A 23,213-nucleotide genomic window follows, 5' to 3' on the forward strand; every position below is an offset into this window, starting at 1 on the left:
TGAGACAACGGGCCCGGTCTTGATGACCTGAGGGGTCGTCCAGACCAAGTGCATCGGAGGCTCTGGTGCTTCGAGCTGAGAAAGCGCAGGTCATTTCAGACCTGAACGCTGTATTCAATGAGACCGGTGTGGTCGTGGTCACGCAGTATCGTGGCCTGACCGTGCCGGAAGTCACCCAGCTGCGGTCGCAGATGCGGCAGCAGGGTGCGTCCTTCAAGGTGACCAAGAACCGGCTGACGGTCCGCGCCCTTGCGGAAACCGGCTTCTCGGGCCTGGTCCCGCTCTTCAAGGGTCCCACCGCGATCGCGTATTCGCGTGATCCGGTGACGGCTGCCAAGGTGGCGGTCGAGTACGCCAAGAAGAACGAGAAGCTTCAGATCGTAGGCGGCGGCCTGTCCGGATCGATTCTTTCGGCCGATCAGGTCAAGGCGCTGGCCGAGCTGCCGTCCCTGGACGACCTCCGGGCGAAGCTCATCGCGATCATCAATACCCCGGCGTCCCGTCTCGTCGGTGTGTTGCAGGCGCCGGGCGGCCAGCTCGCCCGTCTGCTTCGGGCAAAGAGCGATCAGGGCTGACCGCTCGAAGCGATCCAAGGTCCTGGCGGACCTGCAATGAACATTGTGGCCTCGGATGGCCACGCGTGAGTGTAGTGGAGTGGATGTCGTTATGGCGAACCTGCATCAGATCGTCGAAGACCTGTCGAGCCTGACCGTTATCGAGGCTGCCGAGCTGGCGAAGCTCCTCGAGGAGAAGTGGGGCGTCTCGGCCGCTGCGCCGGTCGCCGCCGTCGCCGCGGGTGGCGGTGCTGCCGCTGCCGCTGCCCCGGCCGAGGAGCAGACCGAGTTCGACGTGATCCTGGCCAGCGCTGGCGCCCAGAAGATCAACGTGATCAAAGAGGTCCGTGCGATCACCAATCTGGGCCTCAAGGAGGCCAAGGACCTGGTCGAGGCTGCCCCGAAGGCGGTCAAGGAAGCCGTCTCCAAGGAAGACGCTGCCAAGATCAAGGCTCAGCTCGAGGCCGCCGGCGCCACCGTGGAGATCAAGTAATCTCCAGTCGCGACGCGACTTCTTTTTCGGCTCCGGAGCCGTCGGTGTGCGCACCGGCGGCTTTCGGCGCTGCCGGCATCGCCACGCGAGTGGCAATTTCCGGTTGAGTTCCTATATGCTGGGAGGCCGCCCGCCCCCCGGCCTGTTCCAGCTTCGATCAGCGAAGGCCCGTCATGCCCCAGACGTTCACTGCTCGCAGACGGATCCGCAAGAGCTTCGGTCGCATTCCTGAAATCGCCGTGATGCCGAACCTCATCGAGGTTCAGCGTCAGTCCTACGAGGCGTTTCTTCAGCGCGACGTTCGCCAGGCGGACCGGGTCCTGCACGGACTCGAGGAAGTGTTCCGGTCGGTGTTCCCGATCAAGGACTTCGCCGATCGTGCGGCATTGGACTTCGTCAAGTACGAGCTGGAAGAGCCGAAGTACGACGTCGACGAATGCCATCAGCGCGGCATCACCTATGCCGCGCCGCTGCGTGTCACCCTGCGCCTGATCGTGTGGGACGTGGACGAGGAGACCGGCTCCCGTTCCGTCCGCGACATCAAGGAGCAGGACGTCTACATGGGCGACATGCCGCTCATGACCGAAAACGGCACCTTCGTCGTCAACGGCACCGAGCGCGTGATCGTCTCGCAGATGCACCGCAGCCCGGGCGTCTTCTTCGATCATGACCGCGGCAAGACCCACAGCTCGGGCAAGTACCTCTACTCGGCGCGGGTGATCCCGTACCGCGGCTCCTGGCTAGACTTCGAGTTCGACAGCAAGGACCTCCTGCACGTCCGCATCGACCGGCGCCGCAAGCTGCCGGTGACGGCGCTGCTGCTGGCGCTGGGCCTGGACCAGGAGCAGATCCTTTCGCATTTCTACAACGAGCTGCCCTACTACCGGTCGGGCAAGGGCTGGCGGACCGCGTTCAACGGTCAGCGGATGACCGGCCAGAAGCTGACCACCGACCTGGTGGACGCCAGCACCGGCGAGACCGTCGCGGAAGCTGGCACCAAGCTGACCCCGCGCCTGATCCGCAAGCTGGGCGAGCAGGGCCTGACCGAGGTGTTCGTCTCGGCCGAGGACCTGGTCGGCAAGTTCGTCGCCCGCGACGTGATCGACGAGAGCAACGGCCTGGTCTTCGTGGAGGCCGGCGAGGAACTGACGGCGCTCGCCATCGAGAAGCTGCTTTCGGGCGGCATCGAGGAGCTGCCGATCCTCGACATCGACCACATGACGGTTGGCCCGTACCTGCGCAACACGCTGGCGCTGGACCGCTCGCAGAACCGCGACGACGCGCTGCTCGAGATCTACCGGGTCCTGCGCCCGGGCGAGCCGCCGACGCTGGAGACCGCCGAAGCGCTGTTCAACGGCCTGTTCTTCGACAACGAGCGCTATGATCTTTCCGCGGTTGGCCGCGTGAAGATGAACATGCGTCTCGGCATGGAGACCGAGGACACGCTGCGCGTGCTCCGCCAGGAAGACATCCTGGCCGTGGTCAAGATGCTGATTGAGATCAAGGACGGTCGCGGCGAGATCGACGACATCGACCATCTGGGCAACCGCCGGGTGCGCTCGGTCGGCGAGCTGATGGAGAACCAGTTCCGCATCGGTCTGCTCCGCATGGAGCGCGCAGTGCGTGAGCGGATGTCGTCGGTCGAGATCGACGCGGCGATGCCGCACGACCTGATCAACGCGAAGCCGGTGGCGGCCGCGGTGCGCGAGTTCTTCGGCTCGTCGCAGCTCTCGCAGTTCATGGACCAGACCAACCCGCTGTCGGAGATCACCCACAAGCGGCGTCTCTCGGCGCTTGGGCCGGGCGGTCTTACCCGCGAGCGGGCCGGGTTCGAGGTGCGCGACGTGCATCCGACCCATTACGGCCGGATCTGCCCGATCGAGACGCCGGAAGGTCCGAACATCGGCCTGATCAACAGCCTGGCCACCTATGCCCGGATCAACAAGTACGGCTTCATCGAGAGCCCGTACCGCCGGGTCGAGGACGGCCGCATCGTCGGCGACGTGCTCTATCTCTCCGCCATGGAGGAGGGGCGCTATACGATCGCGCAGGCGAACTCCAAGCTGAACGACGAGGGCCGGCTGGACGGCGAGTTCATCGCCTGCCGGCAGAACGGCGAGTTCGTGCTGGCGAAGCCCGAGAACGTCGAGATGATCGATGTCTCGCCCAAGCAGCTCGTTTCGGTGGCCGCGGCGCTGATCCCGTTCCTGGAGAACGACGACGCCAACCGCGCGCTGATGGGCTCGAACATGCAGCGCCAGGCGGTGCCGCTGGTCCGCGCCGCGGCTCCCTATGTCGGCACCGGCATGGAAGAGATCGCGGCCCGTGATTCGGGTGCTGCGATCGTCGCCAAGCGCGGCGGCGTGGTCGACCAGGTCGACGGCTCGCGCATCGTCATCCGGGTGACCGACGAGAACGCCCGCGGCGAGGGCGTGGTCGACATCTACCGGCTGAAGAAGTTCCAGCGCTCCAACCAGAACACCTGCATCAACCAGCGTCCGCTGGTGAAGGTGGGCGACACGGTGCGCGCGAACGACATCGTGGCCGACGGTCCGTCGACCCAGCTGGGCGAGCTGGCGCTGGGCTTCAACGCGCTGGTCGCGTTCATGCCCTGGAACGGCTACAACTTCGAAGACTCGATCCTGATCTCCGAGCGGATCGTGCGCGACGACATCTTCACCTCGATCCATATCGAGGAATTCGAGGTGATGGCGCGCGACACCAAGCTCGGGCCGGAAGCGATCACCCGCGACATCCCGAACGTCAGCGAGGAGGCCCTGCGCAACCTCGACGAGGCGGGCATCGTCTATATCGGCGCCGAGGTGAAGGCCGCGGACATCCTGGTGGGCAAGGTCACGCCGAAGGGCGAGACCCCGATGACCCCCGAAGAGAAGCTGCTGCGCGCGATCTTCGGCGAGAAGGCCCATGACGTCCGCGACACCTCCCTGAAGGTGCCGCCGGGTGTGCAGGGTACCGTGGTCGAGGTCCGGGTGTTCAACCGCCGGGGCGTGGAGAAGGACGAGCGCGCGATCGCGATCGAGCGCTCCGAGATCGAGCGTCTGGCCAAGGACCGCGACGACGAGCGCGCGATCCTGGAGCGCAACGTCTACAGCCGGCTGCGCGAGCTGCTGGAAGGGCAGGTCGCCACGGCGGCGCCCAAGGGTGCGCCCACCGGTCGTCCGATCGATGCCGCCGCCCTCGACCGGCCCAAGCGGCAGTGGTGGGACTTCGGCGTCGACGATGCCGCGCACATGGCCGAGATCCAGGCGCTCAAGCGCCAGCTCGACGACGGCGTGAAGACGCTGGTCGACCGGTTCGAGAGCAAGGTCGAGAAGCTGCAGCGCGGCGACGAGATGCCTCCGGGCGTGCTCAAGATGGTCAAGGTGTTCGTTGCGGTGAAGCGCAAGCTGCAGCCGGGCGACAAGATGGCCGGCCGCCACGGCAACAAGGGCGTCATCTCCAAGATCGCTCCGGTCGAGGACATGCCGCACCTGGAGGACGGCACGCCGGTCGACCTGGTGCTGAACCCGCTGGGCGTGCCGTCGCGCATGAATGTCGGGCAGATCCTGGAGACCCATCTGGGCTGGGCCTGCGCGAACCTCGGCAAGCAGATCGGCCAGATGGTCGACCGCTACAACGAGGAGCAGGGCCGCGAGCGGCTGGTGGAGCGGCTGAGCAAGGTCTACGGCAAGGCGACCCGGGAAGAGCTCGAGCAGTATTCCGACCAGGAGCTGCAGGAGCTGGGCGAGAACCTGCGCGAGGGTGTGCCGATCGCCACGCCGGTGTTCGACGGGGCGCACGAGGCCGACATCGTGCAGATGCTGGAGGACGCCGGGTGTCATTCCTCGGGCCAGTCGCAGCTCTATGACGGTCGGACGGGCGAGCCGTTCGATCGCCAAGTGACGGTGGGCTACATCTACATGCTGAAGCTCGGCCACCTGGTGGACGACAAGATCCACGCGCGTTCGGTCGGCCCGTACTCGCTGGTCACCCAGCAGCCGCTGGGCGGGAAGGCCCAGTTCGGCGGTCAGCGCTTCGGCGAGATGGAGTGCTGGGCCCTGCAGGCCTACGGCGCCTCCTACACCCTGCAGGAGATGCTGACGGTCAAGTCGGACGACGTCTCCGGTCGTACGAAAATCTACGAGGCCATCGTGCGGGGCGAGGACACGTTTGAAGCCGGTATCCCGGAGAGCTTCAACGTGCTCGTCAAGGAACTGCAGGCGCTGGCGCTGAACGTCCAGCTGCAGTCCACCAACGACGATTGAGCTTCGGTTCCGGGCGGATGACATGGCTCATCCGTCCCGGTTTTCTTTCCTGATGCGGATGAGCGAGAGACGGTCCAGATGAACGATCTCATGTACCTCTTTGGTCAGCCGGCGGCCGGCCAGAAGTTCGACGAGATTCGGATCTCCATCGCCAGCCCCGACCAGATTCGGGAATGGTCCTACGGCGAAGTGCGCAAGCCGGAAACCATCAACTACCGGACCTTCAAGCCGGAGCGGGATGGTCTTTTCTGCGCCAAGATCTTCGGCCCGATCAAGGACTACGAGTGCTTGTGCGGCAAGTACAAGCGCATGAAGTACAAGGGCATCGTCTGCGAGAAGTGCGGCGTCGAGGTCATCCAGTCGAAGGTCCGCCGCGAGCGGATGGGCCATATCGAGCTGGCGGCCCCGGTCGCGCACATCTGGTTCCTGAAGTCGGTGCCCTCCCGGATCGGCATCCTGCTCGACATGACCCTGCGCGAGCTGGAGCGCGTGCTGTATTTCGAGCAGTTCGTGGTGGTGGAGCCGGGCCTGACCCCGCTGAAGCTGCATGAGCTGCTGACCGAGGACCAGGTCCTGCGCCATCGCGACGAGTTCGGCGAGGACAGCTTCACGGTCGGCATCGGCGCCGAGGCCGTGCGCGACATGCTCAAGCGCATCGACCTGCCCGAGGAGCGCGACAAGCTGCGCGCCGATCTGGCGGAGACCAGCTCCGAGGCCAAGCGCAAGAAGCTGGTCAAGCGCCTGAAGATGGTCGAGGTCTTCCTGGAATCGGGCAACAAGCCCGAGTGGATGGTGATGGAGGTGGTCCCGGTGATCCCGCCGGAACTGCGTCCGCTCGTGCCGCTCGACGGCGGCCGGTTCGCGACCTCTGACCTGAACGACCTCTACCGCCGCGTCATCAACCGCAACAACCGCCTCAAGCGCCTGATCGAGCTGCGCGCGCCCGACATCATCGTGCGCAACGAGAAGCGCATGCTGCAGGAGGCGGTCGACGCCCTGTTCGACAACGGTCGCCGCGGCCGCGTCATCACCGGCGCCAACAAGCGTCCGCTGAAGTCGTTGTCCGACATGCTCAAGGGCAAGCAGGGCCGCTTCCGCCAGAACCTGCTGGGCAAGCGCGTCGACTATTCCGGCCGCTCGGTGATCGTGGTGGGCCCGGAGCTCAAGCTCCACCAGTGCGGCCTGCCGAAGAAGATGGCGCTCGAGCTGTTCAAGCCGTTCGTCTACGCCAAGCTCGAGCTGTTCGGCATGGCGCAGACGATCAAGGCCGCCAAGAGGATGGTCGAGAAGGAGCGGCCCGAGGTCTGGGACATCCTGGAGCAGGTGATCCGCGAGCACCCGGTGATGCTGAACCGGGCGCCGACGCTGCACCGCCTGGGCATCCAGGCGTTCGAGCCGGTGCTGATCGAGGGCAAGGCCATCCAGCTGCACCCGCTGGTCTGCACCGCCTTCAACGCGGACTTCGACGGCGACCAGATGGCGGTGCACGTGCCGCTGTCGCTGGAAGCCCAGCTGGAAGCCCGCGTGCTCATGATGTCGACCAACAACATCCTGAGCCCGGCCAACGGCAAGCCGATCATCGTGCCGACCCAGGACATCGTTCTGGGCCTGTACTACCTCTCGCTGGAGATCCCGAACGAGAAGGGCGAAGGCATGGCCTTCTCCAACCTCGCCGAGATCCAGCACGCCCTGTCGGCTCGCGCCGTCAGCATGCACGCCAAGATCAAGGCGCGCATCGAGGTTGCGCAGCCCGATGGGACGATCGAATCGAAGGTGGTCGACACCACGCCCGGCCGCATGCTGCTCTACGATGTCCTGCCGCAGAACCCCAAGGTCAGCTTCGAGCGTCTGTTCAACCGGACCCTGACCAAGAAGGAGGTCAGCCAGGTCATCGACGAGGTCTATCGTCATTGCGGACAGAAGGAGACCGTGATCTTCGCCGACCGGATGATGGGGCTGGGCTTCACCAACGCCGCCCGCGCCGGCATCTCGTTCGGCAAGGACGACATGGTCATCCCGGACAGCAAGCACCGGCTGATCACCCAGACCCAGGAGCTGGTGAAGCAGTACGAGCAGCAGTATGCCGACGGCCTGATCACCAAGGGTGAGAAGTACAACAAGGTCGTCGACGCCTGGCAGCAGTGCTCGGACAAGGTGTCCGACGAGATGATGAAGGCGATCCGGGCGGTCCACTCCATCCCGGACGAGAACGGCAAGTACAAGCAGCCGAACTCGATCTTCATGATGGCGGATTCGGGTGCTCGTGGCTCGGCGGCGCAGATCAAGCAGCTTGCCGGCATGCGCGGCCTGATGGCCAAGCCGTCGGGCGAAATCATCGAGAACCCGATCATCTCGAACTTCAAGGAAGGCCTCTCGGTGCTGGAGTACTTCAACTCCACGCACGGCGCCCGCAAGGGCCTGGCCGACACCGCCTTGAAGACGGCGAACTCGGGTTACCTGACCCGGCGCCTAGTCGACGTGGCGCAGGACTGCATCATCGTCGAGGAGGATTGCGGCACCGAGCGGTTCATCACCCTCAGCGCCTCGATCAATGCCGGCCAGGTCGCCGACGACCTGGGCGAGCGCATCCTTGGCCGTACCGCGGCCGAGGACGTGATCGACCCCAAGACCGGCGAGAAGTTGATCGCGCGCAACACGTTGTTCGAGGAGCCGGAAGTCCGGATCGTCGACGCCAGCGGCGTGTCGGCGGTGCGGGTGCGCTCGGTGCTTACCTGCGACAGCTTCGGCGGCGTCTGCGGCAAGTGCTACGGCCGCGACCTGGCCCGGGGCACGACGGTCAACATCGGCGAGGCGGTGGGCGTCATCGCGGCGCAGTCGATCGGCGAGCCCGGCACCCAGCTGACCATGCGCACCTTCCACATCGGTGGTGCGGCGCAGGGCCAAGCGGAGCAGAGCGCCATCGAATCGGCGGTGGCAGGCTCGGTGAAGATCACCAACCCGCGCTTGGTGCGCGACACCAAGGGCCGCCAGGTCGTGCTGGGCCGCAACTCCGAGCTGGTCATCTATGACGAGGTCGGCCGCGAGCGGGTCCGCCATCGCCTGGCCAACGGCACCCGCCTGCTGGTGGAGCCCGACGCCAAGGTCGAGAAGGAGCAGCGCTTGGCCGAGTGGGATCCGCACACCGTCCCGGTGGTGTCGGAAGCCGCCGGCAAGGTGACGTTCTACGACATGATCGAGGGCATCACCTACCGCGACGTCATCGACGAGACGACCGGCAAGTCGAGCAAGGAGATCGTCGACTACCGGCAGTCCGCCCGCTCCGCCAACCTGCGTCCGTCGATCATCCTGGAGGATGAGGCCGGCAAGCCGATCACGCTGCCGTCGGGCAACGAAGCGCGCTACATCATGCCGCTCGGCGGCATCCTGTCGGTCGAGCTCGGCGACATGGTGCACCCGGGCGACGTGCTGGCACGTCTGCCGAAGGAAGCGTCCAAGACCCGCGACATCACCGGCGGTCTGCCGCGGGTGGCGGAGCTGTTCGAGGCGCGGCGTCCCAAGGACCCGGCGATCATCGCCGAGCTGGAAGGGCGCGTGGAGTTCGGCAAGGACTACAAGAACAAGCGGCGCCTGCGCCTCGTCCCGGTCGATCCCGACCAGGAAGCGGTGGAGTACCTGATCCCGAAGGGGCGTCAGGTCAGCGTGCAGGAAGGCGACATCACCAAGCCGGGCGACCCGATCGTCGACGGCAACCCGGTGCCGCACGACATCCTGCGGGTCCTGGGCGTGGAGGCGCTGGCCCAGTTCCTGGTCGCGGAGATCCAGGACGTCTACAAACTGCAGGGCGTGAAGATCAACGACAAGCATGTCGAGGTGATCGTCCGGCAGATGCTGCAGAAGGTCGAGATCGCCGATCCGGGCGACACGACCTTCCTGGTGGGCGAACAGGTCGACAAGATCGAGTTCGACCAGGTCAACGCGCGGATGCTGGCCGAGGACAAGCGCCCGGCCGTCTACCGTGCGGTGCTTCAGGGCATCACCAAGGCCAGCCTGCAGACGCAGTCCTTCGTGTCCGCGGCCTCCTTCCAGGAGACCACCCGCGTGCTCACCGAGGCTGCGTTCGCCGGCAAGACCGACGGGCTGAACGGCCTGAAGGAAAATGTCATCGTCGGCCGGCTGATCCCGGCCGGTACCGGTGGCGTCCTGCCGCGCCTGCGCAAGGAGCTGTCCTCGGACAGCCGCTTCGCGCCGCCGCGTGAACTGGACAGCGAACGCGGTTTCGCCATGGGCGAGATCGGCGCCGCATGAGTGGCCTGCGCCCGCCGGGAGCCTCCTGGCGGGCGCAGGGACTTGACGGCAGGGCAGCTGGCGGATAGAAGCCGCGCACCTTTTCATTCTCGAGCCTGGTGGTGGCCATGACTGGCCAGACGCAGGGTCGGTTGTTCGGGTGCATTCCTGCTGGTTCCCTGAGGCGGCTCGGCATATGTCGGGCGGCCGAACTTGCTTCGTGGAACGCGCACTTCGGACAGGGCGAGACAAAGACGAGATGCCGACGATCAACCAGTTGGTCCGCACGGGCCGGACGAGCAAGCCGAAGCGCAACAAGGTGCCTGCCCTCGAGGGCTGCCCCCAGAAGCGCGGCGTCTGCACCCGTGTCTACACGACCACGCCGAAGAAGCCGAACTCCGCTCTTCGTAAGGTCTGCCGCGTGCGCCTCACCAACGGCTTCGAGGTGACGAGCTACATCCCGGGTGAGGGGCACAACCTCCAGGAACATTCGGTCGTGCTGATCCGCGGCGGCCGCGTGAAGGACTTGCCTGGCGTGCGCTACCACACGCTCCGCGGCGTCCTCGACGCCCAGGGCGTCAAGAACCGCAAGCAGGGCCGTTCGAAGTACGGCGTCAAGCGTCCCAAGTGATCGGCCGAAAGGGTTTCTGAGAAATGCGTCGTCGTGCTGCAGAGCGCCGTGAGGTCCTCCCCGATCCGAAGTTCGGGGATGTGATCCTGGCCAAGTTCATCAACTCCGTGATGCTGGACGGCAAGAAGTCCGTCGCCGAGGCGTCGGTCTATGCCGCGCTGGACAAGCTCCAGGCTCGCGGTGGTGGTGACCCGATCGAGATGTTCCACGAGGCGCTCGCCAACGTGGCCCCGGCTCTCGAGGTGCGCTCGCGGCGCGTCGGCGGCGCCACCTACCAGGTGCCGGTCGAGGTCCGCGACGTCCGCCGGCAGGCGCTGGCGATCCGCTGGATCATCGGCACCGCCCAGAAGCGTTCCGAGAAGACGATGACCGATCGTCTCGCGGCGGAGCTGCTCGACGCCGCCCAGAACCGCGGGGCGGCCGTGAAGAAGCGCGAGGACACGCTCCGCATGGCGGAAGCCAATCGCGCCTTCTCGCACTACCGCTGGTAATCGGCCCGGAACGGTTCGGATAGGATCATGGCTCGCACCATTCCGCTCGATCGATATCGTAATATCGGCATCATGGCTCACATCGATGCCGGTAAGACGACGACCACCGAGCGCGTGCTCTTCTACACTGGAAAGTCCTACAAGATCGGCGAAGTGCACGAAGGCACGGCGACGATGGACTGGATGGAGCAGGAGCAAGAGCGCGGCATCACCATCACCTCGGCGGCGACCACCTGCTATTGGCGGGATCATCGCATCAACATCATCGACACGCCCGGCCACGTCGACTTCACCATCGAGGTGGAGCGCAGCCTGCGCGTGCTCGACGGTGCGGTCGCGGTGTTCGACTCGGTCGCCGGTGTCGAGCCGCAGTCCGAGACCGTCTGGCGGCAGGCCGACAAGTACCGCGTGCCGCGGATCTGCTTCGTCAACAAGATGGACCGGATCGGCGCCGACTTCTATCGCTGCGTCAACGAGATCCGGGAGCGTCTCGGCGCCAAGCCGGTCGTCCTGAACCTGCCGATCGGGTCCGAGTCCGAGTATATCGGCAACGTCGACCTGGTCCGCATGAAGGCGGTCGTGTGGCGCGACGAGACCATGGGCGCCGAGTACGCGCTGGAAGAGATCCCGGCCTCCATGAAGGAGAAGGCCGCGGAGTATCGCCAGATGCTGGTCGAGGCGGCGGTCGAGAACGACGACGCGGCGCTCGAGGCCTATTTCAGTGGCGAGGAGCCGGACGAGGCGACCCTGCTGCGCTGCCTGCGCAAGGGCGCCACGGGCTTCCAGTTCGTCCCGGTGCTGTGCGGTTCGGCCTTCAAGAACAAGGGCGTGCAGACGCTCCTGGACGCGGTGGTCGACTTCCTGCCGTCGCCGCTCGACGTGCCGGAGATCGTCGGCATCGATCCGAAGACCGAGACCGAGAGCAGCCGCCGGATCGACGACGAGGCGCCGTTCGCGGCCCTGGCGTTCAAGATCATGACCGACCCGTTCGTCGGCACGCTGACCTTCGTGCGCATCTACTCCGGTCGGCTGGAAAGCGGATCCTACCTCCAGAACACGGTGAAGAATGCGCGCGAGCGCATCGGCCGCATCCTGCTGATGCACGCCAACAGCCGTGAGGAGCTCAAGGAGGCCCGCACCGGCGACATCGTGGCGCTGGTCGGCCTGAAGGGCACCACGACGGGCGACACCCTGTCGGATCCGGACAAGGCGATCATCCTGGAGCGGATGGAGTTCCCGGAGCCGGTGATCGAGGTCGCCGTCGAGCCGAAGTCGAAGGCCGACCAGGAGAAGATGGGCCTGGCGCTGAACAAGCTGGCGCAGGAGGATCCGTCCTTCCGCGTGTCGACCGACCAGGAATCCGGCCAGACCCTGATCAAGGGCATGGGCGAGCTCCACCTGGAGATCCTGGTCGACCGCATGCGCCGCGAGTTCAAGGTCGAGGCCAACGTGGGCGCCCCGCAGGTGGCCTATCGCGAGACCCTGACCAAGCCCGCCAACGTGGACTACACCCACAAGAAGCAGACCGGTGGTACCGGTCAGTTCGCGCGGGTGAAGCTGGTGATCACGCCGAACGAGAAGGGCAAGGGCTTCGAGTTCGAGAGCAAGATCGTCGGCGGCGCGGTGCCGAAGGAATATCTCCCGGGCGTCCAGAAGGGCCTCGAGAGCTGCATGAGCAACGGCGTGATCGCCGGCTTCCCGATGACCGACGTCAAGGTGGAGCTGGTCGACGGCGCCTACCACGAGGTCGACTCGTCGGCGCTGGCCTTCGAGATCGCGTCCCGGGCGGCCTTCAAGGAAGGCGCCGCCAAGGCCGGTCCGCAGCTGCTCGAGCCGATCATGCGCGTCGAGGCGGTGACGCCCGACGAGTATATGGGTGACATCATCGGCGACCTGAACAGCCGCCGTGGTCAGATCACCGGCATGGAGCCGCGCGGCAACGCGCAGGTCATCAAGGCGATGGTGCCTTTGGCCTCCATGTTCGGTTACGTGAACTCGCTGCGCTCCCTCTCGCAGGGCCGGGCGCAGTTCACGATGCACTTCGACCATTACGCGCAGGTGCCGCAGATGGTCGCTGACGAAATCCGCGCCAAGTACGCCTGAGACGTCTCAGGTTAGAGGACTGACGAGGGGCACAGACGATGGCCAAAGAGACGTTCAAGCGGACGAAGCCGCACGCGAACATTGGTACGGTTGGTCACGTGGATCACGGCAAGACCACGCTGACGGCTGCGATCACGAAGATCCTGGCGGAGGCTGGCGGTGCGTCGTTCACGGCGTACGACCAGATCGACAAGGCGCCGGAGGAGAAGGCGCGCGGGATCACGATCAACACGGCGCATGTGGAGTACGAGACGGAGAAGCGGCACTACGCGCACGTCGACTGCCCTGGGCATGCCGACTACGTGAAGAACATGATCACCGGTGCGGCGCAGATGGACGGCGCGATCCTGGTGGTGTCGGCGGCGGACGGCCCGATGCCGCAGACGCGCGAGCACATCCTGTTGGCGCGCCAGGTGGGCGTTCCGGCGCTGGTGGTGTTCCTGAACAAGGTCGACATGGTCGACGACCCGGAGCTGCTCGAGCTGGTGGAGCTCGAGGTGCGTGAGCTTTTGTCGAAGTACAACTTCCCGGGCGACGACATCCCGATCATCAAGGGTTCGGCGCTGGCGGCGCTGGAAGGCAAGGACGACGCGATCGGCCGCGAGCAGATCCTGGCGCTGATGAAGGCGGTGGACGAGTACATTCCGCAGCCGGAGCGGGCGGTGGACAAGCCGTTCCTGATGCCGATCGAGGACGTGTTCTCGATCTCGGGCCGCGGCACGGTGGTGACCGGGCGCGTGGAGCGCGGGGTGGTGAAGGTCGGCGAGGAAGTCGAGATCGTGGGCATCAAGCCGACGACCAAGACGACCTGCACCGGCGTGGAGATGTTCCGCAAGCTGCTGGACCGTGGCGAGGCTGGCGACAATGTCGGCGTGCTGCTGCGCGGCACCAAGCGGGACGACGTGGAGCGCGGCCAGGTGCTGTGCAAGCCGGGCTCGATCACGCCGCACACCAAGTTCACCGCCGAGACCTATGTGCTGACCAAGGAAGAGGGCGGCCGGCACACGCCGTTCTTCGGCAACTACCGCCCGCAGTTCTACTTCCGGACCACGGACGTGACCGGGTCGGTGGAACTGCCGGCGGGCACCGAGATGGTGATGCCGGGCGACAACGTGACGATGGTGGTGACGCTGATCGCGCCCATCGCCATGGAGCAGGGCCTGCGCTTCGCGATCCGCGAGGGCGGCCGCACCGTCGGCGCCGGCGTCGTCGCCGAAGTCATTCAGTAATCCTGACGAATACGCGGGGATCGTCCGACCATGGACGCGCAGAATATCAGAATTCGGCTCAAGGCTTTCGATCACCGCGTGCTCGATCAGTCGGTGAGGGAAATCGTCGGCACGGCGAAGCGGACCGGGGCGCGCGTGCGCGGCCCGATCCCTCTGCCCAATCGTATCGAGAAGTTCACGGTGCTCCGCTCGCCGCACGTCGATAAGAAGAGCCGTGAGCAGTTCGAAATCCGGACGCACAAGCGCCTTCTCGACATCGTCGACCCCACTCCGCAGACCGTGGACGCGCTGATGAAGCTCGACCTGGCGTCGGGTGTGGACGTCGAGATCAAGCTCTGAGGGCCTGAAGAAATGCGTACGGGGCTGTTGGCCCAGAAAATGGGTATGACGCGGTTGTTCGGCATCGACGGAAGTCACGTGCCGGTCACCGTTCTCAAGGTCGAGGACTGCGAGGTTGTCGCGGTCCGCACCGGCGACAAGGACGGCTACACCGCCGTCCAGCTCGGTGTAGGTCCGAAAAGTGCCAAGAATGTGACCAAGCCGATGCGCGGCCACTTCGCCAAGGCGAAGGTCGAGCCGAAGGCCTATGTCGCGGAGTTCCGGGTCGCCGACGATGCGGTGCTGGACGTGGGTGCGCGCCTGACGGTGGAGCACTTCGTCGAGGGCCAGTTCGTCGACGTCACCGGCATCTCGATCGGCCGCGGTTTCGCGGGCGTCATGAAGCGCCACAATTTCGGCGGCCTGCGGGCGTCGCACGGCGTGTCGGTTTCGCACCGCTCGCACGGCTCGACCGGTAACCGCCAGGATCCGGGCCGCACGTTCCCGGGCAAGAAGATGGCCGGCCACATGGGCGCCAAGCAGCGCACCGTGCTGAACCTGGAAGTGTTCGGCGTGGACGAGGAGCGCGGCCTGTTACTGGTCAAGGGCGCCGTCCCGGGTTCCGAAGGGTCCTGGGTCCGGGTTCGCGATGCGGTGAAGAAGGCCTTGCCGAAGGATGCGCCGTATCCGGCCGGTGTTCTCGCTGCGGGAGCCGAGTGATGCAGATCGCCGTCAAGACGCTGGATGCCGAGGATGCCGGCACCATCGACCTGATCGATTCGGTGTTCGGCCTGGAGCCGCGCGCCGACATCCTGCAGCGCGTGGTGCTCTGGCAGCTGGCCAAGCGCCGTGCGGGCACCCACAAGGTGAAGAGCCGCGGCGAAGTCGCCGGCTCCACCGCCAAGATCTACAAGCAGAAGGGCACCGGCCGCGCCCGCCACGGCAACAAGCGCGCGCCGATCTTCCGCACCGGTGGCCGGGCCCACGGCCCGACGCCGCGCGACCACGCGATCGACCTTCCCAAGAAGGTCCGCGCGCTGGGTCTGCGGATGGCTCTTTCGGACAAGGCCAAGAACGGCAAGCTCGTCGTCGTCGACAAGCTGGAGCTGGACCAGCCGCGCACCAAGGAGCTGATCGCTCGCCTGGGCAAGCTCGGCCTGGACAAGGTGCTGTTCGTCGGCCCCGCCGAGCTGCAGCTCAACTTCGCGCTGGCCTCGCGCAACCTGACCCACGTGGACGTGCTCCCGTCGGTCGGCGCGAACGTCTATGACATCCTGCGCAGCGACCAGCTGGTGATCAGCAAGGCCGCGGCTCAGGAACTTCAGGAGCGCCTGGCATGAACCAGGAGCGGATGTACGATATCATCCTCGCCCCGGTGGTGACCGAGAAGTCGACCCGGATCTCCGAGCTGAACCAGGTCACCTTCAAGGTGCGCGGCGATGCCGCGAAGCCCGAGATCAAGCAGGCCGTCGAGGCGCTGTTCAACGTCAAGGTCACCGCGGTCAACACCATGGTGACCAAGGGCAAGACCAAGCGCTTCAAGGGCAAGGCCTATCAGCGTTCGGACGTCAAGAAGGCGATCGTGACGCTCGAGGCGGGCCAGACCATCGACGTGACGACGGGGATCTGAGGCGATGGCGCTGAAGAACTACAACCCGACCACGCCTTCGCAGCGCGAGCTGGTGCTGGTCGACAAGTCGGAGCTCTGGAAGGGCAGCCCGGTCAAGACGCTGACCGAGGGTCTCTCCAAGTCCGGCGGCCGCAACCATTACGGCCGGATCACCACCCGCCACGTGGGTGGTGGCCACAAGCGCTCCTACCGGCTGATCGACTTCAAGCGTCGCAAGTGGGACGTGGTCGGCACGATCGAGCGGATGGAGTACGATCCGAACCGGACCGCGTTCATCGCGCTGGTGCGCTATGACGACGGCGAGCAGGCCTACATCCTGGCGCCGCAGCGGCTCAAGGTCGGCGACAAGGTGGTCGCGGGCGAGCGGGTCGACGTGAAGCCGGGCAATGCCGCCCCGCTGAAGGCGATCCCGGTCGGCACCATCGTGCACAACCTGGAGCTGAAGGCTGGCAAGGGCGGCCAGGTCGCCCGTTCGGCGGGCGCGTTCGCCCAGCTGATCGGCCGCGACGGCGACTACTGCCAGATCCGCCTGAACTCCGGCGAGATCCGCCGCATCCGGCAGGATTGCATGGCCACCATCGGTGCCGTGTCCAATCCCGACCACCAGAACGAGAATCTGGGCAAGGCCGGCCGCAAGCGCTGGAAGGGCGTCCGCCCGACCGTGCGTGGTGTCGCGATGAACCCGGTCGATCATCCGCTCGGCGGTGGTGAGGGCCGCACCTCGGGTGGCCGTCATCCGGTCAGCCCGTGGGGCCAGCCCACCAAGGGTTACCGGACCCGCCGCAACAAGCGTACCACCAACATGATCGTGCGGTCGCGGCACGTTGCCAAGAAGCGTGGAGGTTAAGGCGTGGCCCGTTCAGTCTGGAAGGGTCCGTTCGTCGACGGCTATCTGTTCAAGAAAGCCGATGCCGCACGGCGTTCGGGCCGCAACGAGATCATCAAGATCTGGTCGCGTCGCTCGACCATCATGCCCGAGTTCATCGGCCTGACCTTCGCCGTCCACAACGGCAAGAAGCATCTGCCGGTCTACGTGACGGACAACATGGTCGGTCACAAGTTCGGCGAGTTCGCGCCGACCCGGACCTTCACGGGTCACGGTGCCGACAAGAAGGCGAAGAGGGGCTGAGATGAGCAAGCCCAAGTCAGAGCGTAAGGTGACCGCCAACGAGGCGTTCGCCGAAGACACGCTGGTTCGCTCCAGCCCGCAGAAGCTGGGCCTGGTGGCCGAGCTGATCCGCGGCATGTCGGCCGGTCGGGCGGTCACCGCCCTGGAGTTCTCGCGCAAGCGGGTCGCCCTCGAGGTGCAGAAAACCTTGAAGTCGGCTATTGCGAATGCCGAGAACAATCACAACCTGGACGTTGACCGGTTGGTGGTCGCCGAGGCTTACGTGGGCAAGCGCTTCGTGATGAAGCGCCTGCATCCGCGTGCGCGCGGCCGTGCCGCCCGGGTGGAAAAGTTCTACAGCCGCCTGCGCATCGTCGTCCGTGAGCAGAGCGAGGGAAGGGCCTGATGGGTCACAAGGTAAATCCCGTCGGGCTGCGGGTCGGCATCAATCGTACCTGGGATTCGCGCTGGTTCGCGGAAAACAACTACGCGAAGATGCTGAAGGAAGATCTCCAGATCCGCGAGTTCCTGGAGAAGCGCCTCTCGAACGCCGGCGTCTCGCGCGTGGTGATCGAGCGCCCGGCCAAGAAGGCCCGGGTGATGATCTACACCGCCCGTCCGGGCGTGGTGATCGGCAAGAAGGGCGAGGCGATCGAGGTGCTGCGGCGGGAAGTCGCCCAGCGCTGCTCGGCCGACGTGCACCTCAACATCGTCGAGGTCCGCAAGCCGGAGCTGGACGCCAAGCTGATCGCCGAGAGCATCGCGCAGCAGCTGGTGCGCCGCGTCACCTTCCGCCGCGCGATGAAGCGTGCGGTGCAGGCGGCGATGCGCCTGGGCGCGCTGGGCATCCGGGTGCATTGCTCGGGCCGCCTGGGCGGCGCCGAGATCGCCCGGTCGGAATGGTATCGCGAGGGCCGGGTGCCGCTGCACACGCTGCGCGCCAGCATCGATTTCGCCAAGGCCACCGCGCATACGCCGTACGGTACGAACGGGATCAAGGTGTGGGTGTTCCGTGGCGAGATCATGGAGCACGACCCCTCCGCGTACGATCGGCGCATGACCGAAGCCGCGCCGGCACGGGGTTGATATTGAACAATGTTGCAGCCTAAGAGAACCAAGTACCGCAAGGCGTTCAAGGGCCGTATCCACGGCCTGGCCAAGGGCGGAGCGGAGCTCAACTTCGGCGCGTTCGGCCTGAAGGCGGTCGAGCCGGCGCGGATCACCGCCCGGCAGATCGAATCGGCCCGCCGCGCCATCACCCGTCACCTCAAGCGTGCCGGCCGCGTGTGGATCCGGATCTTCCCGGATGTGCCGGTCACCTCCAAGCCTGCCGAAGTCCGCATGGGCTCGGGCAAGGGGTCGGTGGATCGCTGGGTGGCCCGGGTGAAGCCTGGCCGGATCATGTTCGAGATCGACGGTGTCGCCCCTGAGCTGGCCGAAGCCGCGATCGCCCTGGGTGCTGCGAAGCTGCCGATCAAGGCCCGCTTCGTGCAGCGGGAGCTCTGAGAGCGATGAACGCTTCGGAAATTCGTAATGAAGGCCGCAAGGCTCTGATCGACCGGCTGCTGGGCCTGAAGAAGGAGCAGTTCAACCTGCGCTTTCAGAAGGCGACCGGGCAGCTGGAAGGGACGGCCCGGATTCGCGAGGTCCGCAAGGACATTGCGCGGGTCAAGACGGTTCTGCGCGAGCAGGCCGTCTCGGCTAAGACCGGCGCCTGAGGAGATAAGCGATGCCGCGTCGCGTACTGCATGGGCAGGTGGTCAGTGACGTCGCCGACAAGACCGTCGTGGTCAAGGTCGAGCGGCAGGTGATGCACCCGCTCTATAAAAAGTACATCAAGAGCACCAAGAAATACATGGCTCACGACGAGTCGAACCGATTCAAGATCGGCGATACTGTCATGATCCGTGAGTGCCGGCCCCTTTCGGCGCGCAAGCGTTGGGAAGTGCTGGTCGAGGACGCAGCGGCTCCGGCTGCAGAGGCGTGAGGATCTAAATCATGATCATGCCCGAGACCGATCTCGATGTTGCCGACAACTCGGGAGCGCGTCGGGTCCAGTGCATTCGTGTACTGGGTGGCTCGCATCGTAGGTGGGGTTCTGTTGGCGACGTCATCGTCGTCGCCATCAAGGACGCCATACCGCGCGGCAAGGTAAAGAAGGGCGACGTGGCCATGGCCGTTGTCGTCCGGACGGCAAAGGAAGTGTCGCGGCCCGACGGGTCGGCGATCCGTTTCGACCGCAACGCGGCCGTCCTCATCAACAAGCAGGGTGAGCCGATCGGCACCCGCATCTTCGGGCCTGTGACCCGCGAGCTGCGTGCCCGTAAGTTCATGAAGATCATCTCCCTCGCGCCCGAGGTGTTGTGATGGCAGCCAAGGTCAAGAAGGGCGACAAGGTCGTCGTTCTCACTGGTCGCGACAAGGGCCGCCAGGGCGAGATCCTGAAGGTGGACCCGAAGGAAGGCCGCGTGGTCGTCCAGGGCGTGGCGGTGGTGAAACGCCACACCAAGTCGACCGGCATGCGCGAGAGCGGCATTGTCGAGAAGGAAGCTTCGATCGACGCGAGCAATGTCGCGCTGGTCGATCCGTCCGACGGCAAGGCCACCCGCGTCGGGTTCAAGTTCCTCGAAGACGGCCGCAAGGTCCGCTTTTCCAAGCGGACCGGCGAGCTGCTCGACCGGTGAGGCGGTGATGGCACGTCTGAAGACACAGTACGAGAACACCGTCCGGGCCGCTCTCGTCGAACAGTTCGGCTACAAGAACCCGATGCAGGTTCCGAAGCTGGACAAGATCGTCATCAACATGGCGGTCGGCAAGGCTACGCAGGACACCAAGAAGCTCACCAACGCGGTGGCGCAGCTGACCAAGATCGCCGGCCAGAAGCCGGTGATGACCAAGGCGCGCAAGTCGGTGGCGAACTTCAAGCTGCGCGAGGGCATGAACATCGGCTGCAAGGTGACCTTGCGGCGCGAGCGCATGTACGAATTCCTCGATCGCCTGATCAACATCGCGATGCCGCGGATCCGCGACTTCCGTGGTGTGTCGCCGAAGAGCTTCGACGGCCGGGGCAACTATGCCATGGGCCTGAAGGAGCAGATCATCTTCCCGGAGATCTCGTTCGACGAAGTCGACGAGAACCGCGGCATGGATATCATCTTCTGCACCACCGCGAAGACGAACGAGGAGGCCAAGGCGCTCCTCGCGGCATTCAGCATGCCCTTCACGAAGTGATCTGAACAAGGATATCGTCGTGGCGAAGAAGAGTTCAGTTGAGAAGAACAACCAGCGTCGCGAGCTGGTGGCGAAGCAGGCCGCCAAGCGCGCTGAGTTGAAGGCGATCATCAAGCAGAAGGACATCGACGACGGCGACCGGTTCGAAGCCGTGCTGAAGCTGGCCGAACTGCCGCGGAACGGATCCAAGGTCCGTGTTCGCAACCGTTGCGAGATGACCGGCAGGCCGCGTGCCTTTTACCGGAAGCTCGGTCTTTCTCGTATCGCATTGCGGGACTTGGCATCCACGGGGCAGATCCCCGGGATGGTCAAGTCGAGCTGGTAAGGGGTCCGCGGAATGGCGATGTCCGATCCGCTCGGTGACTTGTTGACGCGCATCCGCAACGGCCAGCTGGCCGCCAAGGGTGCCGTCCTCGCGCCGAAGTCGACGATGCACGTGCGCGTGCTCGAGGTCCTGAAGCGCGAAGGCTATATTCGCGGCTTCGGTGAGGTAGAGCAGGCGCCTGGAAAGCGCTCGATCAGCGTCGAGCTGAAGTACCACAACGGCGAGCCGGTCATCCGCGAGCTGAAGCGGGTGAGCAAGCCCGGTCGCCGCGTCTATGCCGGCGTGCGCGATCTGCCGACCATTTATAATGGCCTGGGCATCGCGATCGTCTCGACGCCCCGGGGTGTGATGTCCGACGCGGAAGCTCGGGCGGCGCATGTCGGCGGCGAGATCTTGTGCCTGGTGTTCTGACCATGTCCCGTATCGGCAAGCACCCGGTCTCCGTACCGGCTGGCACCACCGTGACGGTGGAAGGCCAGACCATCAAGGCCAAGGGCAAGCTCGGCGAGCTGTCGGCGGTCCTGCACGACGCGGTTTCCGCGACCTACGAGAACGGCGCGATCACCGTGCTCCCGCGCGAGATGGACCGCCAGGGCCGCTCGCTATGGGGCACCTCCCGCTCGGTCGTCGCGAACCTGGTCAAGGGCGTGTCGGAAGGGTTCACGGAGAAGCTGGAGATCAGCGGCGTGGGTTACCGCGCGGCGCTGGACGGCTCGATCCTGAACCTGCAGCTCGGCTACAGCCACGACATCAAGTACGCGGTGCCGAAGGAGATCAAGGTCGTGGTCGACACCCCGACCTCGATCCAGATCAGCGGCGCCGACAAGCAGAAGGTCGGGCAGCTCGCTTCCGAGATCCGCGCGTTCCGCCTGCCGGAGCCCTACAAGGGCAAGGGCGTGAAGTACGCCGGCGAGACGATCCGTCGCAAAGAAGGCAAGAAGAAGTAACCATGGTGAAGGTGGACGAGCGCTTCGAGCGTCGCCGGCGTCGGGTTCGCTTCGCGATCCGGCAGCGGGCTTCCGGCCGTGCCCGGCTGTCGGTGTTCCGGTCGAGCTGCCACATCTACGCCCAGGTCATCGACGACCTGAGGGGCGTGACGGTGGCGGCAGCCTCGACGATCGAGCCGACGTTGCGCGGCGAGCTGAAGACCGGTGCGGACAGCGAGGCGGCCAAGCGGGTCGGCTTGCTGCTCGCCGAGCGCGCCAAGGCGGCCGGTATCGATACGGTAGTGTTCGATCGTGGTGGTTATCAGTACCACGGTCGTGTGAAGGCTCTGGCCGACGGCGCCCGCGAGGGCGGCCTGTCGTTCTGATCCATCGCGGGAGGACGGAAATGGCGCGTCAGCGCGGTGATGATCGCAACGACAGGGATCGCGGCGAGTCCGAGTTCATGGACCGGCTCGTCAGCATCAATCGTGTGGCGAAGGTGGTGAAGGGTGGCCGTCGTTTCGGCTTCTCGGCGCTGGTGGTCGTGGGCGACGGCAAGGGCCGGGTCGGCTATGGCAGCGGCAAGGCACGCGAAGTGCCGGAAGCGGTGCGCAAGGCGACCGAGGCTGCGAAGAAGGGGCTGATCCGGGTGCCGTTGCGCCAGGGTCGTACGCTGCATCATGACACGATCGGCCACTTCGGTGCCGGCCGGGTCCTGCTGCGCTCGGCTCCTCCTGGTACCGGCGTGATCGCCGGCGGCCCGATGCGCATGGTGTTCGAGGCTCTGGGCATTGGCGACGTGGTCGCCAAGTCGCTCGGCACCTCAAACCCGCACAACATGGTCAAGGCCACGTTTGCGGCGCTGACCACGGTGGCGAGCCCGCGGGCGGTCGCGGCCAAGCGCGGCAAGAAGGTCTCCGACCTGATCGGCCGCCGCGAGGCGATCGAGCCGAAGGCGGAGTGACGACCATGGGCACGATCAAGGTCACCCAGGTGAAGAGCCCGATCGGGCGACGCAAGGACCAGCGCGAGACGCTGGTCGGCCTGGGTCTGAACAAGTTGCACCGTACCCGCGTCCTGGCCGATAACCCGGCCACGCGCGGTCGGGTCGAGAAGGTCAAGCACCTGGTGGTGTTCGAGACTCTCGACGGTGCCGAGACGGCCAAGGGCTGAGAGTCATGAAGCTGAACGAACTCCGGGACAATCCCGGGGCGCGCGGGCCGCGCAAGCGGCTCGGGCGTGGTATGGGGTCGGGCCTCGGCAAGACCTCGGGTAAGGGTCACAAGGGTGCGAAGGCTCGCGCCGGCGGTGGCAAGCCTGCCTATTTCGAGGGTGGCCAGATGCCGCTGTATCGGCGTCTGCCGAAGCGCGGCTTCAACAACATCTTCCGCGCCGACTATGTCGTGGTGAACCTGGATTCGCTGCAGAAGGCGGTGGACGCCGGCCGCATTGACACGGCGCAGCCGGTCGACGCCGCGGCGCTGGTCGCTGCCGGCCTGGTCGGCAACCCGCGCGACGGCATCCGCCTGCTCGGTCGCGGCAGCCTGCAGGCTGCCCTGACGATCGAGGTTGTCGGCGCCTCCGCCTCGGCCGTCGAGGCGGTCGAGAAGGCGGGCGGCAAGGTGAACGTGATCGGCGGCCCCGTCGCCGCGTCCGAGTAAGGA

The 23,213-nt window shown here is 65.7% G+C and carries 29 protein-coding genes; all 29 read left to right on the plus strand.

Annotated features, from left to right (window positions below; all coding sequences use genetic code 11):
• The first annotated feature begins 65 nt into the window (after window positions 1-65).
• The 29 genes from rplJ (at window position 66) to rplO (ending at window position 23,210) form a co-directional block, all read left to right on the plus strand.
• Window positions 66-575 (plus strand): 50S ribosomal protein L10, encoded by a 510-nt coding sequence (gene rplJ, locus GEMRO_RS0115785; RefSeq protein ID WP_027134776.1) that lies wholly within the window; start codon window positions 66-68, stop codon window positions 573-575.
• Between the two features lie 91 nt (window positions 576-666).
• On the plus strand, window positions 667-1,047 hold the full coding sequence (rplL, locus tag GEMRO_RS0115790) for a 50S ribosomal protein L7/L12 (protein WP_027134777.1): 381 nt from the start codon (window positions 667-669) through the stop codon (window positions 1,045-1,047).
• A 173-nt stretch (window positions 1,048-1,220) separates the two neighbouring features.
• The gene (rpoB, locus tag GEMRO_RS0115795; protein WP_027134778.1) at window positions 1,221-5,312 is read left to right on the plus strand and encodes a DNA-directed RNA polymerase subunit beta; all 4,092 of its coding nucleotides are present in this window, start codon (window positions 1,221-1,223) and stop codon (window positions 5,310-5,312) included.
• A gap of 78 nt (window positions 5,313-5,390) precedes the next feature.
• Complete coding sequence (gene rpoC / locus GEMRO_RS0115800) at window positions 5,391-9,578, plus strand: DNA-directed RNA polymerase subunit beta' (RefSeq protein WP_027134779.1); 4,188 nt, start codon at window positions 5,391-5,393, stop codon at window positions 9,576-9,578.
• A 238-nt stretch (window positions 9,579-9,816) separates the two neighbouring features.
• Window positions 9,817-10,188, plus strand: coding sequence for a 30S ribosomal protein S12 (gene rpsL / locus GEMRO_RS0115805; protein ID WP_027134780.1), 372 nt, complete (start codon window positions 9,817-9,819; stop codon window positions 10,186-10,188).
• A gap of 23 nt (window positions 10,189-10,211) precedes the next feature.
• Entirely contained in the window at window positions 10,212-10,679 is a 468-nt protein-coding gene (rpsG, locus tag GEMRO_RS0115810) for a 30S ribosomal protein S7 (protein WP_027134781.1), read from the plus strand.
• A 27-nt stretch (window positions 10,680-10,706) separates the two neighbouring features.
• The gene (gene fusA / locus GEMRO_RS0115815) at window positions 10,707-12,782 is read left to right on the plus strand and encodes an elongation factor G (RefSeq protein ID WP_027134782.1); all 2,076 of its coding nucleotides are present in this window, start codon (window positions 10,707-10,709) and stop codon (window positions 12,780-12,782) included.
• Window positions 12,783-12,820: 38 nt separating this feature from the next.
• The gene (gene tuf / locus GEMRO_RS0115820; RefSeq protein ID WP_027134771.1) at window positions 12,821-14,011 is read left to right on the plus strand and encodes an elongation factor Tu; all 1,191 of its coding nucleotides are present in this window, start codon (window positions 12,821-12,823) and stop codon (window positions 14,009-14,011) included.
• Between the two features lie 30 nt (window positions 14,012-14,041).
• Window positions 14,042-14,350, plus strand: a complete 309-nt coding sequence (gene rpsJ, locus GEMRO_RS0115825) for a 30S ribosomal protein S10 (protein WP_027134783.1) — start codon at window positions 14,042-14,044, stop codon at window positions 14,348-14,350.
• A 12-nt stretch (window positions 14,351-14,362) separates the two neighbouring features.
• Window positions 14,363-15,049, plus strand: coding sequence for a 50S ribosomal protein L3 (gene rplC, locus GEMRO_RS0115830; protein ID WP_027134784.1), 687 nt, complete (start codon window positions 14,363-14,365; stop codon window positions 15,047-15,049).
• Entirely contained in the window at window positions 15,049-15,669 is a 621-nt protein-coding gene (gene rplD / locus GEMRO_RS0115835) for a 50S ribosomal protein L4 (RefSeq protein WP_027134785.1), read from the plus strand. Before rplC ends, rplD begins: the two co-directional genes overlap by 1 nt.
• Window positions 15,666-15,959, plus strand: coding sequence for a 50S ribosomal protein L23 (locus tag GEMRO_RS0115840; RefSeq protein WP_027134786.1), 294 nt, complete (start codon window positions 15,666-15,668; stop codon window positions 15,957-15,959). The genes rplD and GEMRO_RS0115840 overlap by 4 nt, the downstream gene beginning before the upstream one ends.
• Before the next feature lie 4 nt (window positions 15,960-15,963).
• A complete protein-coding gene (rplB, locus tag GEMRO_RS0115845; protein WP_027134787.1) occupies window positions 15,964-16,806 on the plus strand; it encodes a 50S ribosomal protein L2 in 843 nt (280 codons plus the stop codon).
• A gap of 3 nt (window positions 16,807-16,809) precedes the next feature.
• A complete protein-coding gene (rpsS, locus tag GEMRO_RS0115850) occupies window positions 16,810-17,088 on the plus strand; it encodes a 30S ribosomal protein S19 (protein WP_027134788.1) in 279 nt (92 codons plus the stop codon).
• A gap of 1 nt (window position 17,089) precedes the next feature.
• Window positions 17,090-17,473, plus strand: a complete 384-nt coding sequence (gene rplV, locus GEMRO_RS0115855) for a 50S ribosomal protein L22 (protein ID WP_035485424.1) — start codon at window positions 17,090-17,092, stop codon at window positions 17,471-17,473.
• On the plus strand, window positions 17,473-18,153 hold the full coding sequence (gene rpsC / locus GEMRO_RS0115860) for a 30S ribosomal protein S3 (RefSeq protein WP_027134790.1): 681 nt from the start codon (window positions 17,473-17,475) through the stop codon (window positions 18,151-18,153). Before rplV ends, rpsC begins: the two co-directional genes overlap by 1 nt.
• A 9-nt stretch (window positions 18,154-18,162) precedes the next feature.
• Window positions 18,163-18,573, plus strand: coding sequence for a 50S ribosomal protein L16 (rplP, locus tag GEMRO_RS0115865; protein ID WP_027134791.1), 411 nt, complete (start codon window positions 18,163-18,165; stop codon window positions 18,571-18,573).
• Window positions 18,574-18,578: 5 nt separating this feature from the next.
• Window positions 18,579-18,785, plus strand: coding sequence for a 50S ribosomal protein L29 (rpmC, locus tag GEMRO_RS0115870; protein WP_027134792.1), 207 nt, complete (start codon window positions 18,579-18,581; stop codon window positions 18,783-18,785).
• 11 nt (window positions 18,786-18,796) lie between these two features.
• Window positions 18,797-19,054 (plus strand): 30S ribosomal protein S17, encoded by a 258-nt coding sequence (gene rpsQ, locus GEMRO_RS0115875; RefSeq protein WP_027134793.1) that lies wholly within the window; start codon window positions 18,797-18,799, stop codon window positions 19,052-19,054.
• An 11-nt stretch (window positions 19,055-19,065) separates the two neighbouring features.
• Window positions 19,066-19,434 carry a 50S ribosomal protein L14 gene (rplN, locus tag GEMRO_RS0115880; RefSeq protein WP_027134794.1) on the plus strand — a complete coding sequence of 123 codons (369 nt, stop codon included), beginning with the start codon at window positions 19,066-19,068 and terminating at the stop codon, window positions 19,432-19,434.
• Window positions 19,434-19,751 (plus strand): 50S ribosomal protein L24, encoded by a 318-nt coding sequence (rplX, locus tag GEMRO_RS0115885; RefSeq protein WP_027134795.1) that lies wholly within the window; start codon window positions 19,434-19,436, stop codon window positions 19,749-19,751. Before rplN ends, rplX begins: the two co-directional genes overlap by 1 nt.
• 7 nt (window positions 19,752-19,758) lie before the next feature.
• Window positions 19,759-20,298 (plus strand): 50S ribosomal protein L5, encoded by a 540-nt coding sequence (gene rplE / locus GEMRO_RS0115890; protein WP_027134796.1) that lies wholly within the window; start codon window positions 19,759-19,761, stop codon window positions 20,296-20,298.
• A 19-nt stretch (window positions 20,299-20,317) separates the two neighbouring features.
• The gene (gene rpsN / locus GEMRO_RS0115895; protein ID WP_027134797.1) at window positions 20,318-20,623 is read left to right on the plus strand and encodes a 30S ribosomal protein S14; all 306 of its coding nucleotides are present in this window, start codon (window positions 20,318-20,320) and stop codon (window positions 20,621-20,623) included.
• Between the two features lie 12 nt (window positions 20,624-20,635).
• Window positions 20,636-21,034, plus strand: coding sequence for a 30S ribosomal protein S8 (gene rpsH / locus GEMRO_RS0115900; protein WP_027134798.1), 399 nt, complete (start codon window positions 20,636-20,638; stop codon window positions 21,032-21,034).
• A 2-nt stretch (window positions 21,035-21,036) separates the two neighbouring features.
• Entirely contained in the window at window positions 21,037-21,570 is a 534-nt protein-coding gene (gene rplF / locus GEMRO_RS0115905; protein WP_027134799.1) for a 50S ribosomal protein L6, read from the plus strand.
• Between the two features lie 2 nt (window positions 21,571-21,572).
• The gene (gene rplR, locus GEMRO_RS0115910) at window positions 21,573-21,935 is read left to right on the plus strand and encodes a 50S ribosomal protein L18 (protein WP_035485428.1); all 363 of its coding nucleotides are present in this window, start codon (window positions 21,573-21,575) and stop codon (window positions 21,933-21,935) included.
• A 20-nt stretch (window positions 21,936-21,955) separates the two neighbouring features.
• Entirely contained in the window at window positions 21,956-22,513 is a 558-nt protein-coding gene (gene rpsE, locus GEMRO_RS0115915; protein WP_027134801.1) for a 30S ribosomal protein S5, read from the plus strand.
• Between the two features lie 5 nt (window positions 22,514-22,518).
• Entirely contained in the window at window positions 22,519-22,722 is a 204-nt protein-coding gene (gene rpmD / locus GEMRO_RS0115920; RefSeq protein ID WP_027134802.1) for a 50S ribosomal protein L30, read from the plus strand.
• 5 nt (window positions 22,723-22,727) lie between these two features.
• Window positions 22,728-23,210, plus strand: a complete 483-nt coding sequence (gene rplO / locus GEMRO_RS0115925) for a 50S ribosomal protein L15 (RefSeq protein WP_027134803.1) — start codon at window positions 22,728-22,730, stop codon at window positions 23,208-23,210.
• The last annotated feature ends 3 nt before the right edge of the window (window positions 23,211-23,213 follow it).

The sequence above is a fragment of the Geminicoccus roseus DSM 18922 genome (genome assembly GCF_000427665.1).
Lineage (GTDB): Bacteria > Pseudomonadota > Alphaproteobacteria > Geminicoccales > Geminicoccaceae > Geminicoccus > Geminicoccus roseus.